Below are 13,484 nucleotides of genomic sequence, written 5' to 3'. Positions count from 1 at the left end.
CCGATTGGTTCGATACGAGGGTTATTTCTTGGGCCGTTCACGTACGGCTATACACAACCCGTCCTACTGTGAAACGGACCAATGTCCATGGTGTCCCATGTCCTAGAATGATGCAGAAGCCTTTCGCGTGCCACGCCGGGCCCGGTGTGGAGTCAGCCCAACAGGAGAACTATGAGCAACTCGTCCGCGCAGGATGTCAACAACCGGCCGCTCGCCGAACTCGACCCCGAAGTTTCGAAAGCCATTGACAACGAGCTGAGCCGACAGCGCAATACCCTGGAAATGATCGCTTCGGAGAATTTCGCTCCTCGGGCGGTTCTGGAAGCGCAGGGATCGGTACTGACCAACAAGTACGCGGAGGGTTATCCCGGCCGTCGTTACTACGGCGGCTGTGAGTATGTCGACGTCGTCGAGGACCTGGCTCGCGAGCGCGCCAAATCGTTGTTCGGCGCCGAGCACGCCAACGTGCAGCCGCATTCCGGCGCCCAGGCCAACGCGGCCGTGATGATGGCACTCATGCAGCCGGGGGACACCCTGATGGGCCTTTCACTTGCCCATGGTGGCCACCTGACCCACGGGATGAAGCTCAACGTCTCGGGCAAGTTGTACAACATCGCCGCTTACGAGGTCGATCCGGAAACCGGCCGACTCGATATGGATCGTGTGCGAGAGGTTGCTCTGGACGCCAAGCCCAAGGTCATCGTCGCAGGCTGGTCAGCGTACCCGCGAGAACAGGATTTCAAGCGTTTCCGTGAGATCGCCGACGAGGTCGGCGCATACCTGTGGGTCGACATGGCGCACTTCGCCGGTCTCGTCGCCGCAGGGATCCACGCGAACCCCGTGCCCCACGCTCACGTCGTGACGTCCACTGTCCACAAGACTCTGGCCGGTCCCCGCTCGGGTGTGATCCTCTGCACCGAGGAACTGAAGAAGAAGGTCGACTCGGCAGTTTTCCCGGGACAGCAAGGGGGACCGTTGATGCACGTTATCGCGGGCAAGGCCGTCGCTTTCAAAATTGCCGCGAGCGAAGAGTTCAGGGACCGACAGAAGAGGACCGTTGAGGGTTCCAAGATTCTCGCGGACCGTCTCACGCAATCCGACGTCGCCGAGCACGGAATCTCCGTCCTCTCCGGAGGCACCGATGTGCATCTGGTTCTGGTGGATCTGCGCAATTCAGAGTTGGACGGCAAGCAAGCCGAAGACATCCTGCACGAGGTCGGCATCACCGTGAACCGCAATGCGGTCCCCAATGATCCTCGTCCGCCCATGGTGACGTCGGGGCTCCGCATTGGAACCCCCGCCCTGGCGACCCGTGGATTCGGTCGGGAGGAGTTCACCGAGGTCGCGGATATTATTGCCGCGGCCCTGAAACCGGGTGTCGACGTCGAATCGCTGCGGAGCAGGGTCGAGAAGCTGGCCGGAGAATTCCCTCTCTACGAGGGCCTCGAGCAGTGGTGACGGTAACCGAAGAACAAAAAGAAAGAGAATCCGAAATCAGCGATATGGCCAACCACGGCAATTCCCCGAAGATCCTCGATGGCACCGCGACGGCTGCGGCCATCAAATCAGAGCTCCATGACCGGGTGGAGGTTCTCAAGGGAAAGGGAATCACGGCCGGACTCGGGACGGTTTTGGTCGGTGACGATCCGGCGTCGCACTCCTATGTGGGTGGCAAACATCGCGATTGCGCCGAGGTGGGGATCGCGTCGATTCGCCGAGAACTGCCTGAAGACGTGACCCAGGAAGAGCTCGAAAGAGTTGTCGAGGAGCTGAACCAGGATCCGGAATGCACCGGTTACATCGTTCAACTGCCGTTGCCACCGCATATCGACACGAACCGAATCCTCGAGAGAATCGACCCGGACAAGGATGCCGACGGTTTGCACCCGACCAACCTGGGGCGGCTCGTGCTGAATGTCTACGGGGATATCGATTCTCCGCTTCCGTGTACGCCGAACGGCATCATTGAGCTGATGCATCGGCACGGAATCGATTTGGTTGGAAAGAATGTGGTGGTCCTGGGCCGCGGAATCACGGTCGGGCGCCCTCTGGGGCTGCTGTTGTCGCGCCGAGACATCAACGCGACCGTGACAATCGCTCACACGGGAACCAAGAATCTCGACGACGTTCTGTCCCGTGCGGACATTATTGTTGCGGCAATCGGAGTTCCGCATGCGGTGCGGCCGGAACAGGTCGCTGACGGGGCGATTCTGTTGGACGTCGGGGTTTCACGAGTTCTGAACCCGGAAACGGGCAAGAAGAAGCTCACCGGGGACATCCATCCGGAAGCGGCGGCCAAATCCTCATGGTATTCGCCCAACCCGGGCGGAGTCGGTCCGATGACACGTGCGATGTTGCTCGTCAACGTCGTGGAGAGAGCCGAAAGGCTGGCGGCAGACGCATAACCGGCCGCGGTCGTTTTCGCTACTTAGAGTGGCCGCTTGGCGAGCGATCCGTGGAGGAATCGCACGCGTCAGGCGGCCACTTTTTCGTAGGGGATGGTGGTCCGTCGGTCTGTGGCCGTAGGGCTTCTCCACAGGCTCGTCCGCCACGTGTTTGTGTATAAACGTCCTTGTACAATAGGCACCATGCAACCGATCGGAAGTTCAGGCCCCCGCGTGGGCAATGCAAGTACCAACAGTGCAACGAGCGGAAGGGCCTTTTGGGCCACCGTGATTGGCATGGCGGTGATGGTTCTGATCTTCGTGTTTGCGGTGATCACCGCGGCCAATGAGCAGTCGGTTCTGGGCTGGATCCTGGCCGCTATTGCATTGGGGTGGCTTGCCCTCGCGGCCTATGCTCTTTTCCTCGTCCGAGGAACGTTGCGCTTCGGCAAAAATGCTGTCAGAAAGTTGCAGAGCGACCTCGAGGACGCTCAGCTCCGGGCGCCGTCTTCGGGAACATCGTCCGTGCCCGAAGCGGACGCCATGCGGGACCAAAAACTCGCGCATTCCTTCCAGATCGTGCTGGTCCAGAACAAGGTCCTCAAAGAGGAAATCGCCAAAGGCGAGCAGGCTGATCGGGAAGTCGTCGACCGTGCGATCGATACCATCAACTTCACGGCCAAGAACGGGATGGGTATGGTTCAGTCGCAGGACACGGTGGACGGCACGGTCGTCGACTGACACCCACTACGAACATCGGCACATGCGCCAGGGCGCCTGAGGACGCCTCGCGCCGGCAATTCGAAGGATCATGAGGAAGGCCCCCCACTACATGAATGAGAGCACTCGAGACGCCAAAAGTCTGCGCATCGCGACCGTCAACGTCAATGGAATCCGTGCAGCTTACAACCCCAAGAAGAAGCAGACGATGGGGGACTGGCTGGCAGATCGCGATATCGACATCCTGTGCATGCAGGAGGTTCGTGCTCCGGACAAGAACCTCCGCAACCTTCTCGGTGAAGACGAGTGGGACATCCTCCATGCTGAGGCCGAAGCCAAAGGGCGCGCCGGAGTCGCGATTGCTACTCGCAAGGATTCGGCCGAGCGTCCTTCGCGTCTGTCCGGTCAACCCGTAGCCAAGAGGGAGAACATTGGAGTCGACTACTTCGCAACGTCGGGCCGCTGGGTCGAGGCCGATTACGAGCTTCCCCATGGTGAAACCCTGACGGTCGTCTCTGCCTACGTCCATTCGGGCGAAGTCGGCACGGAGCGTCAAGATGACAAGTACCGTTTCCTGGACGTCATGCTCGAGCGCCTGCCTGCGCTGGCTCAGCATTCCGACCACGCGCTGATCGTAGGCGACCTCAACGTCGGCCACACCGAACTCGATATCAAGAACTGGAAGGGCAATCTCAAGAACGCCGGATTCCTCCCGGAAGAACGGGCCTATTTCGATCGGTTCTTCGGCGACCTCGGATACCGCGACGTTGCCCGCGAGCTGGCCGGCGAGGTGCCCGGCCCGTACACCTGGTGGTCCTACAGGGGCCAGGCCTTCGACAACGACGCCGGCTGGCGGATCGACTACCACATGGCGACTCCGGCTCTGGCCGAAGCAGCGAAGTCCGCAGTGGTCGATCGTGCGCCGAGTTATGACACCCGTTTCTCCGACCACGCGCCGCTCGTGGTCGATTACCAGTTCTAGGAATACCTAGCCCATCCGTCGATGACCGGCCATGCTGGGCAGGTATTGAAGAGAGTAGAAAAGACAAGAATGACTGAACGCACTATTCCCAACGCATCCACCGGCGCGCCTCGAGTATTCTCCGGTGCGCAGCCCTCCGCTGATTCCCTGCATCTGGGAAACTATGTTGGAGCGGTCCGGAACTGGGTGGACATGCAGGAGGAAAACGAGTGCATTTACTTCATTCCTGACCTCCATGCCATTACTGTGCCGCAGGATCCCAAACAGCTCGCGGAACGGACTCGGAAGACGGCGGCGCAGTACATCGCGGCAGGCATCGATCCCACTAAGACGCCGTTTTTCGTGCAGTCGCACGTTCCGGAGCATACGCAGCTGGCCTGGTTGCTGAACTGCATTACGGGTGACGGCGAGGCCCGTCGCATGACGCAATTCAAGGACAAATCCGCCAAGCAGGGATCCGAGAACACATCTGCCGGTCTGTACGCGTACCCGATGCTCATGGCCGCCGATATCCTGCTGTATCAAACCGACCAAGTCCCGGTCGGCGAAGATCAGCGCCAGCACCTCGAATTGACCCGCAACCTCGCACAACGCTTCAATGCACGTTTTGGGGAGACCTTCGTGGTCCCGGAGGCCAAGATCCTCAAGGACACCGCCAAGATTTACGATCTGCAGAACCCGTCTGCCAAGATGTCCAAATCGGCGGAGTCCGAGAGCGGAATCATCTGGTTGCTGGACGATCCGAAGAAGTTGGCGAAAAAGATTAAATCCGCGGTCACCGACGACGGCACGGAAATCCGTTTTGACAGGGAATCCAAACCGGGTGTTTCGAATCTTCTGACCATTTATTCTTCGCTCACCCGGCGTCCGGTCGATGAAATCGTCGCGGAATACGAAGGCAAGATGTACGGACATCTGAAGGTCGGACTGGCCGAAGTCGTCGCTGAGGTCTTCGGGCCGATCCGTGAACGCACGCTGGAGATCATGGATGATCCCGCTGAATTGGACAGGCTCCTGGCGATCGGAGCCGCCAAAGCCCGGGAAATCGCGGTTCCGACCATCGCGTCAGCTTACGAGCACATGGGATTCCTGCCTCCGCGGGCCTGAAACCTCTTGGAAACCATGGTGCCCACTTCTGACGTGAACAACGGCAAGATTAGTGTGAGTCCGACCATCATGCCTGGTCGCAGCTATCTGAGTTTGGTTCTGGATGTGCCCCTTCAAGTGCACGAGGACGTTATTCGCTGGCGTTCGGAACACTGCACGGGCACTGGGGTTCCGCTCCACATTACGGTCTTCATTGCGGAGCTGGGCGAGAATCCTGAAGAAGAAGCCACGCGCTTCATCTCCGAGCTGCGCGAGAAATGCCGCGGTCTCGCGCCGGGGAACCTCACACTGTCCGGCACCGGGACTTTCCGGCCCATGAGCGACGTCGTGTTTCTCTCCGTGGGGGAGGGCGAGGACTTCTTGACCGACCTGCACGAGCGGTGCCTGTCGTTACGGGAGAGCGCCTCACCGTTCCTTTATCATCCGCACATGACACTGACCCAGAACGAGAACCGCAAAACCCTCGAGGCGGCCTTGTCCGACTTCCGAGATTACAGGGTCACGTTCCCGCTTCGAGGAATGGATGCCTATATCGGTGAAGTCAGCGGTTGGCGACCGTTGGGAAGAATCAACTTCGGCTGAGGCGCTGGTATGGACCGGCACCGAGGGCAGTCAGAGCCGCCACCGTCTTCCGCAAGAGACTGGGGCGGCTTCGAGGTTTGCGGGCCCCCAGAGGCCTTCGGGTTCCGCGAGGACGATGCCTTTACAGGACGTCGGTGTCGCCGTTCTCCTTGAGTGCATTGACAGCGTTCTTGACCCGTTGAGCGTGCTCCTGAGTGGTCACCAACAGGGCATCCGGGGTATCGACGACGACAATGTCCTCAACCCCGATCAACGCCACGATGCGGCTCGTGTCAGAGGCGACGATGCCGGAGGCGTTATCGGTCATCACGCGCTTGTTCTTGCCGATGACCGCCACTTCGTCCACGTTGACGGCGCGGTTCAGCCGGCTGATGGCGGCGAAATCCCCGACGTCGTCCCAGGTGAAGGACGCGGGAACCATGGCGACGTCGCCCGCAGCCGCGGCGGGCTCCGCGACGGCGTAGTCGATAGCGATCTTCGGAAGATTCGGCCAGATGCGGTCCATCACCGCATCTCTCTGTTCTGTCTCCCATGCTTCGGCGATCTCCATAATGCCTGCATGCAACTCGGGCTGGCTGGCCTCGAGATGGGCCAAGAGGAGCTTGGCAGGCGCCACGAACATTCCGGCATTCCAGGTGTATTCGCCACTGCGGACGTAGGCCCGCGCGGTGTCTTCATCCGGTTTCTCGACGAATTCGGCGACTTTGAGTGCCGATGGAGCTGCCGGGACGTCGAGTCTCTCGTTGGCACGGATATAGCCGAAGCCGGTGGAAGGGGACGTCGGCGTGATACCGATGGTCACGATCCGGCCCGTGGCCGCGGTCGCGATGGCTTCCTCGACGACCCTATGGAATTCATCTGTGGGTTCCACCACATGGTCGGCAGCGAACGAGCCGATAATGGCTTCCGGATCTCGCAGGGAAATGATGGCCGAGGCCAGGCCGATGGCCGCACCCGAATCCTTGGGGGAGGGCTCCAAGACCAGATCCGACTCCGAGCATTCTGGCAACTGCTGGCGGACGGCCTGGGCGTGAGAGCGACCGGTGACAACCATCACACCACTTGAGCTGAGATCGATCAGCCTGTCGAAGGTGGAGCGCAGAAGCGAATGGCCCGATCCCGTGAGATCCAGGAGAAATTTTGGTGCGTCTGCCCTGGATAGGGGCCAAAGGCGGGACCCAACCCCGCCTGCCGGGATAAATGGGTGGAAGTGTTTGTGTGGTGATTTCATCGCTCACATCGTACCGGTTGCGTTCGTCATAATTCTCAAGGCTCGGGGAGGAGCCTTTGGGGTAGGTCGACCAGGCCGCCTGGGAATTTCCCGGGAGCCGATCGGCGGAAACAGTGGGAAGCAAGGTATTAGGTGATGAAATTGTTGCTTATTGCCCCCAGAATTCCGGGGAAGGGCGGCGTCGACATGGTGTCAGCAAGCCGTCTGGCTGCTGGTAATCTGACAAGAGAACTCGCTCACTCATGACTCACGGGCCTGCCCGGTCTGCGCAGTGGCAGTGTAAACGTGGGCCCCTCGCCGGATGGAAGACCGACGCCGCGGCCCTCCGGTTGATGAAACAGGGAGGTTATTCAGTGCCGAATACATCCAAGGGCACCCTCTATCGAGGCCGCCAGGGCATGTGGTCCTGGGTGGCCCATCGCGTCACAGGCATCGCTATCTTCTTCTTTTTGCTTGTCCACGTACTTGATACGGCCCTCGTGCGGGTTTCCCCCGAGGCTTACAACCACGTGATCGCCACGTACAAGAACCCGATCATGGGTCTCGGCGAGGCCGGCTTGGTTGCCGCTATCGTCTACCACGCCTTCAACGGTCTTCGGATTATCCTGATCGACTTCTGGAAGAACGGCGCCAAGAACCAGAAGGCGATGCTTTGGGGCGTTCTGATTCTTTGGGTCATTGCCGTTGTGCCGTTCCTCATCCGCCATCTCGCCATCGTCTTTGGAGGTCACTAACCAATGGCAACTCCGTTGAAAACTCGGATCGCGGTTCCCCGTAGCCGTGACAACAGCGTCGATGGCATCAAATACAACCGCTCCGGTTCCAAGCGCAATAACTTCGAGATGTTCGCATGGTTGTACATGCGAGTCTCCGGTGTCCTGCTGATCGTTTTGATCTTCGGCCACTTGTTCGTCAACCTCATGATGGGCGACGGCGTGCACGCGATCGATTTCGGCTTCGTGGGCGGCAAATGGGCCAATCCGTTCTGGCAGACCTGGGACTTGATCATGTTGTGGCTCGCCATGATTCACGGAACAAATGGCGTTCGCACCGTGATCGACGACTACGCCGAAAAGGACAAGACCCGCTTCTGGCTCAAGACTCTGCTCTTCCTGGCCTCCGGGTTCATCCTGCTCGTCGGCACCTTGGTGATCTTCACCTTCTCGCCGTGCCCCACGGGCGCAGACCCCTCGCTGGTTCCGTCCTTCTGCCCGGCACCGTAGTACCGGCCGAGGCACGACGTCGGGGGATTCGGCCGACCGCCACCCCCACATATACAGAGACTCAACAAGGAAAGAGCATCGAAGAATGCAGCTTCACAAGTACGATGTGGTCATCGTCGGTGCCGGCGGAGCCGGTATGCGCGCAGCCATCGAGTCCGGCCAGCGCGCCCGCACCGCCGTACTGACCAAGATCTACCCAACTCGTTCGCACACCGGTGCGGCGCAGGGTGGTATGTGTGCGGCACTCGCCAATGTCGAGGAAGACAACTGGGAGTGGCACACCTTTGACACCATCAAGGGCGGCGACTACCTGGTGGACCAGGACGCTGCGGAGGTCATGGCAAAGGAAGCCATCGACGCCGTGCTGGACCTCGAGAAAATGGGTCTGCCCTTCAACCGCACGCCCGAGGGCCGCATCGACCAGCGTCGTTTCGGCGGCCACACCCGCGACCACGGCAAATCGCCCGTGCGTCGTGCATGCTACGCGGCCGACCGCACCGGGCACATGATTCTCCAGACCCTGTACCAGAACTGCGTCAAGCACAACGTCGAGTTCTTCAACGAGTACTACGTCCTGGACCTGGTCATGACGGAGGTCGACGGCGAGCGTCGCCCGTCCGGCGTCGTCACCTACGACCTCGCGACCGGCGAAGTCCACGTTTTCCAGGCCAAGTCGATCGTTTTCGCTTCCGGCGGGTGCGGGAAGATTTTCAAGACCACCTCGAATGCGCATACCCTCACCGGTGACGGGATGGCCATCGCTTTCCGCAATGGCCTTCCGCTCGAAGACATGGAGTTCGTCCAGTTCCACCCCACGGGACTTGCGGGTCTGGGTATTCTCGTCTCCGAGGCCGCCCGAGGTGAGGGCGGAATCCTCCGTAACTCCGAGGGCGAGCGCTTCATGGAACGCTATGCCCCGACCATCAAGGACCTTGCGCCGCGTGACATCGTGGCCCGCTCCATGGCCAATGAGGTGCGGGAAGGCCGTGGTTGCGGCCCGAACAAGGATTACGTCCTGCTCGACCTGACCCACCTCGAACCGGCGCACATCGACGCAAAATTGCCTGATATCACCGAGTTCGCACGCACCTATTTGGGCGTCGAGCCGTACACCGAGCCGGTCCCGGTGTTCCCGACCGCGCACTACGCGATGGGTGGTATTCCCACCAATATCGACGCCGAGGTCTACCGGAACTCCGAGCAGACTGTCCCCGGGCTGTTTGCCGCGGGCGAGGTCGCCTGCGTGTCCGTTCACGGTTCCAACCGTCTCGGCACCAACTCCCTGCTGGACATCAATGTTTTCGGCAAGCGCGCCGGCATCAAGGCCGCCGAATACGCCGCGACCGCAGATTTCCTGCCGGTTCCGGAAGATGCCGCGCAGCCAACTCTCGATTTGCTCGATCTGATGCGCAATGGCAAGGGCGACCAAAAGGTTGCTGTCCTCCGCAAGGAGCTGCAGGACGTGATGGACGCCGATATGCAGGTATTCCGCACGGCCGACACCATCCACAGCGCCCTGGACAAGATCGCTGATCTGCAGGAGCGTTACAAGCACATACAGATCCAGGACCAGGGCAAGCGTTTCAACCTGGATCTGCTCGAGGCCGTTGAGCTGGGCTTCTTGCTCGAGCTCGCCAAGGTCATGTCGGTCGCGGCCTTGCACCGTGAGGAATCCCGCGGCGGTCACTTCCGCGAGGACTTCCCCAATCGCGATGACGACAAATTCATGAAGCACTCGATGGCCTACCTGGACGAAAGCGCCGAGACCGACAGCGTCGCCGGCATTCGTCTCGAGACCAAGCCGGTGATCTTCACCCGCTACGAGCCGATGGAGCGTAAGTACTAATGACTACTCAGGAACAGGAAGCTGCCGAGCCGGCATCGAAGGTTGATCTACCGGGTGAGACCGGTGGCGGGGGAGAAATTCCCACGTATGATCTGACCTTGAAGGTCCGGCGTTATAACCCCGAAGTTTCGGATGAGGCTTACTGGGACGAGTTCGAACTCGAGATGTTCGGTACGGACCGTGTTCTGGACGCACTGCACAAGGTCAAATGGGAGATCGACGGCTCGCTCTCCTTCCGCCGCTCGTGCGCTCACGGAGTGTGCGGTTCGGACGCGATGCGTATCAACGGTCGCAACCGTCTGGCCTGCAAGACCCTTCTCAAGGACCTCGACCTCTCCAAACCGGTCACGGTCGAGGCCATCAAGGGTCTTCCGTGCGAAAAGGACTTGATCGTGGACATGGAACCGTTCTTCCAGTCCTACCGCGAGATCATGCCGTTCCTCATGAACGAGGGCCACGAGCCCGAGCGGGAACGGTACCAGTCCCAGGAAGACCGTGAACGATTCGATGACACCACCAAGTGCATCCTGTGCGCCGCGTGCACGTCGTCCTGCCCCGTCTTCTGGACCGATGGGCAGTACTTCGGTCCCGCGGCGATCGTCAATGCGCACCGTTTCATCTTCGATTCGCGTGACGACGCCGGCGATCTTCGTCTGGAGATCCTGAACGACAAGGAAGGCGTGTGGCGTTGCCGCACGACCTTCAACTGCACCGAAGCATGCCCCCGTGGGATTCAGGTGACCAAGGCCATCGCCGAGGTCAAGCAGGCCGTACTGGCTCGCGCGTTCTGATCCAACCACCACCTGGCAATATCACGACGCCGCCCTTCCCCGAAAAAGGGGAGGGCGGCGTCGTCATGTTCTGACACGGATGCAACGTGGGCACGATTGCCTTTCAGGGCGCTAAGGTCGCTTGTATGGCAAATAGTCCGTCTCCATCAGCATCTGGTAGCCCGCTCCACGTGACCCCGCTCGTGGGCAAGTTCGTCGACGAGCTGATCGATTTCAGACGCGTGATTCACCGCCACCCGGAGCTGTCTTTCCGAGAACACAGGACGACGGACAGGATTGTTGAGCGTTTGGAAGAGGCCGGCCTGCACCCCGTCCGGTTCAAGTACACAGGGTGCTACGTCGATATCGGCAACGGCCCCCTTGCCGTTGCTCTCCGCGCGGACATCGATGCTTTGCCGATCGAAGAGAATACGGGCCTTGATTTTGCGTCGATCAACGAGGGCGTGATGCACGCGTGCGGTCACGATATTCACCAGACCGTCATGCTCGGTGTTGCACTGACCCTGGCGGACATCAATTCTTCCGCGCCCCTGGCGGGTACCGTGCGGATCATCTTCCAACCGGCCGAAGAGAAGCTTCCTGGTGGCGCGATTTCCGTGATCAAAGAGGGCGTTCTGAAGGACGTTCCGAGGGCATTTGCCCTGCATTGCGAGCCGAAGGTCGACGTAGGGCAGGTCGGCACGCGTATCGGAGCCATCACCTCCGCGACCGACACGATCAAGCTGACCGTGCGCGGACACGGCGGGCACACGTCCAGGCCGCATCTGACGGAAGACCTGATCTACGCGATGGGTCAGATCGCGATCAACGTTCCGGCGGTACTGTCCAGAAACTTGGATGTCCGCTCGGGGGTCCTGGTGGTCTGGGGACAGATCGAGGCAGGCGTGGCCCCCAACGCGATACCCGCGACCGGTTATATGGCCGGGACTATGCGGTGCCTGGACGCTGATGCGTGGTACAAGGCAGCAGAAATGCTCGACGAAGTCGTCGAGCAGGTCGCAGCGCCCTATGGCATAGATGTGGAACTCGAACACGTTCCTGGCGTTCCGCCCGTGGTCAACACCGAAGCCGAGACGACGCTATTGGAAAATGCCGCACGGGCGGAACTGGGCGAAGACTCCGTGGTGCTCATGGAACAGTCCATGGGCGGGGAAGACTTCGCGTGGATGTTGCAAGAAGTTCCCGGTTCGATGATGCGATTGGGAACGCGCCCTCCGGGGGGTCCGACCTACGATCTGCACCAAGCGGACTACGTCGCCGACGAACGAGCCATAGAATGCGGCGTGCGTGTCATGACAGCCACCGCCCTGCGGGCCATCAACTACCAACGTCGGAGTGACGAGGACAAACGTCGGTAATTAATGCTGTCAGCTGTCAGCGAATGACGGAGTGACGGTTTAGACTATGGGGCGTACCGCAGATCACTCGCTGCCGTCACCCTCCTGCATCGTCAATGGAGACCCGGGGAACGGCGCACCCGGAGGTTTCTCATGCCTGCCCTTTACCCCATGGGCCCGCGCCGTGCCGTACTGGCAGGTGGCGCCATCGTCAGCGCAACAGCGTTGCTACTGACTGGTTGCGCCCCCGCACCGGACAAAGACGCGGATATTGCCAACGACCGCTCGGATTACACGGGATGCATCGTCTCCGACTCCGGTGGATTCGATGATCGCTCGTTCAACCAGAACTCGTACGAAGGCCTGCTCAAGACCAAGGACGATTACGGCATCCAGACCAAGCAAGCCGAATCCCAGGCGGTCACGGACTATGAGCCGAACGTCAACTCCATGGTCCGGGGCGGCTGCGGGCTGACCGTGACGGTCGGCTTCAATCTGTCGGACGTTACCAAGTCGACCGCACAAGCCCACCCGGACAAGCATTTCGCGACCGTCGACGACAACTCGATCGACCTGCCGAATGTGCGTCCGATCATCTACGACACCTCGCAGGCCGCCTTCCTGGCGGGGTATTTGGCCGCCGGTTCGACGAAAACCGGCAAAATTGCGACCTTCGGCGGACAGGAGATTCCGACCGTCACGATTTTCATGGACGGCTTCGCCGAGGGCGTGAACTACTACAACCAGCAGAAGAACAAGGATGTGTCGCTGCTGGGGTGGGACGTCCAGAAGCAGACTGGCAGCTTTACGGGCGATTTCGAGGATACGGGCAAAGGCAAGACCACGACCCAGAACTTCCTCAATGAAGGGGCCGACATCGTGATGCCGGTTGCGGGCCCCGTCGGCAACGGTGCGATGGATGCGGTGAACGGGTACAACGCCGACGAACCGAAGAACCCCGCCCGCGTCATCTGGGTGGATTCGGATGGTTACGAAACCCTGGCTGGCGGGCAGGAATATTTGCTGACCTCGGTGATCAAGAAAATGGGCGACGCGGTCGAACAAGCCTATGTGGATGACATGGATGACAAGTTCACCAATACCCCGTACGTCGGCAACCTGGAGAACGATGGTGTCGGGCTGGCCCCGTTCCACGATCAGGACGGCAACGTCTCGGATGAGATGAAGGACGAGCTGAAAGACCTCAAGAGCAAGATCACCAGCGGGGAAATCACAGTGCACTCGCAGGCCAGCCCGGTGAAGAACTAGTAAGGACCCCCG

Annotated in this window: 13 protein-coding genes; 12 read left to right on the top strand and 1 reads right to left on the bottom strand. The window is 60.3% G+C overall.

Features of this window, described 5'->3' with window-relative positions; translation table 11 throughout:
* The first annotated feature begins 171 nt into the window (after positions 1 to 171).
* From glyA to EWR20_RS11245, 6 genes are all read left to right on the top strand, one after another.
* Entirely contained in the window at positions 172 to 1,458 is a 1,287-nt protein-coding gene (gene glyA / locus EWR20_RS11270) for a serine hydroxymethyltransferase (protein ID WP_129360758.1), read from the top strand.
* A 44-nt stretch (positions 1,459 to 1,502) separates the two neighbouring features.
* Positions 1,503 to 2,405 carry a bifunctional methylenetetrahydrofolate dehydrogenase/methenyltetrahydrofolate cyclohydrolase gene (locus EWR20_RS11265; protein ID WP_129360854.1) on the top strand — a complete coding sequence of 301 codons (903 nt, stop codon included), beginning with the start codon at positions 1,503 to 1,505 and terminating at the stop codon, positions 2,403 to 2,405.
* 183 nt (positions 2,406 to 2,588) lie between these two features.
* Positions 2,589 to 3,125, top strand: coding sequence for a hypothetical protein (locus EWR20_RS11260; RefSeq protein WP_129360757.1), 537 nt, complete (start codon positions 2,589 to 2,591; stop codon positions 3,123 to 3,125).
* 70 nt (positions 3,126 to 3,195) lie between these two features.
* Positions 3,196 to 4,086, top strand: coding sequence for an exodeoxyribonuclease III (locus EWR20_RS11255; protein WP_238147721.1), 891 nt, complete (start codon positions 3,196 to 3,198; stop codon positions 4,084 to 4,086).
* Between the two features lie 69 nt (positions 4,087 to 4,155).
* Positions 4,156 to 5,193: a tryptophan--tRNA ligase gene (gene trpS, locus EWR20_RS11250; protein ID WP_129360756.1), complete on the top strand. Its 1,038-nt coding sequence runs from the start codon at positions 4,156 to 4,158 to the stop codon at positions 5,191 to 5,193.
* A 15-nt stretch (positions 5,194 to 5,208) separates the two neighbouring features.
* The gene (locus EWR20_RS11245; protein ID WP_129360755.1) at positions 5,209 to 5,775 is read left to right on the top strand and encodes a 2'-5' RNA ligase family protein; all 567 of its coding nucleotides are present in this window, start codon (positions 5,209 to 5,211) and stop codon (positions 5,773 to 5,775) included.
* 121 nt (positions 5,776 to 5,896) lie between these two features.
* Here the strand turns inward: EWR20_RS11245 and EWR20_RS11240 are convergent, their stop codons facing one another.
* Positions 5,897 to 7,006 carry a mannose-1-phosphate guanylyltransferase gene (locus EWR20_RS11240; protein WP_129360754.1) on the bottom strand — a complete coding sequence of 370 codons (1,110 nt, stop codon included), beginning with the start codon at positions 7,004 to 7,006 and terminating at the stop codon, positions 5,897 to 5,899.
* Between the two features lie 332 nt (positions 7,007 to 7,338).
* Between EWR20_RS11240 and sdhC the strand changes: the two genes are divergently transcribed.
* The 6 genes from sdhC (at position 7,339) to EWR20_RS11210 (ending at position 13,472) form a co-directional block, all read left to right on the top strand.
* The gene (gene sdhC / locus EWR20_RS11235; protein WP_129360852.1) at positions 7,339 to 7,740 is read left to right on the top strand and encodes a succinate dehydrogenase, cytochrome b556 subunit; all 402 of its coding nucleotides are present in this window, start codon (positions 7,339 to 7,341) and stop codon (positions 7,738 to 7,740) included.
* Positions 7,741 to 7,743: 3 nt separating this feature from the next.
* Entirely contained in the window at positions 7,744 to 8,229 is a 486-nt protein-coding gene (locus tag EWR20_RS11230) for a succinate dehydrogenase hydrophobic membrane anchor subunit (protein WP_129360753.1), read from the top strand.
* A gap of 85 nt (positions 8,230 to 8,314) precedes the next feature.
* Complete coding sequence (gene sdhA / locus EWR20_RS11225; protein ID WP_129360752.1) at positions 8,315 to 10,075, top strand: succinate dehydrogenase flavoprotein subunit; 1,761 nt, start codon at positions 8,315 to 8,317, stop codon at positions 10,073 to 10,075.
* A complete protein-coding gene (locus EWR20_RS11220; protein ID WP_129360751.1) occupies positions 10,075 to 10,866 on the top strand; it encodes a succinate dehydrogenase iron-sulfur subunit in 792 nt (263 codons plus the stop codon). The genes sdhA and EWR20_RS11220 overlap by 1 nt, the downstream gene beginning before the upstream one ends.
* A gap of 125 nt (positions 10,867 to 10,991) precedes the next feature.
* On the top strand, positions 10,992 to 12,224 hold the full coding sequence (locus EWR20_RS11215; RefSeq protein ID WP_129360750.1) for an amidohydrolase: 1,233 nt from the start codon (positions 10,992 to 10,994) through the stop codon (positions 12,222 to 12,224).
* Positions 12,225 to 12,356: 132 nt separating this feature from the next.
* On the top strand, positions 12,357 to 13,472 hold the full coding sequence (locus EWR20_RS11210) for a BMP family lipoprotein (protein WP_238147720.1): 1,116 nt from the start codon (positions 12,357 to 12,359) through the stop codon (positions 13,470 to 13,472).
* The last annotated feature ends 12 nt before the right edge of the window (positions 13,473 to 13,484 follow it).

This window comes from Rothia uropygioeca, assembly GCF_004136585.1.
Classification (GTDB): domain Bacteria; phylum Actinomycetota; class Actinomycetes; order Actinomycetales; family Micrococcaceae; genus Rothia.
Note: the sequence above shows the minus strand (reverse complement) of the source record. Positions and strands in the feature narration are given on the sequence as shown.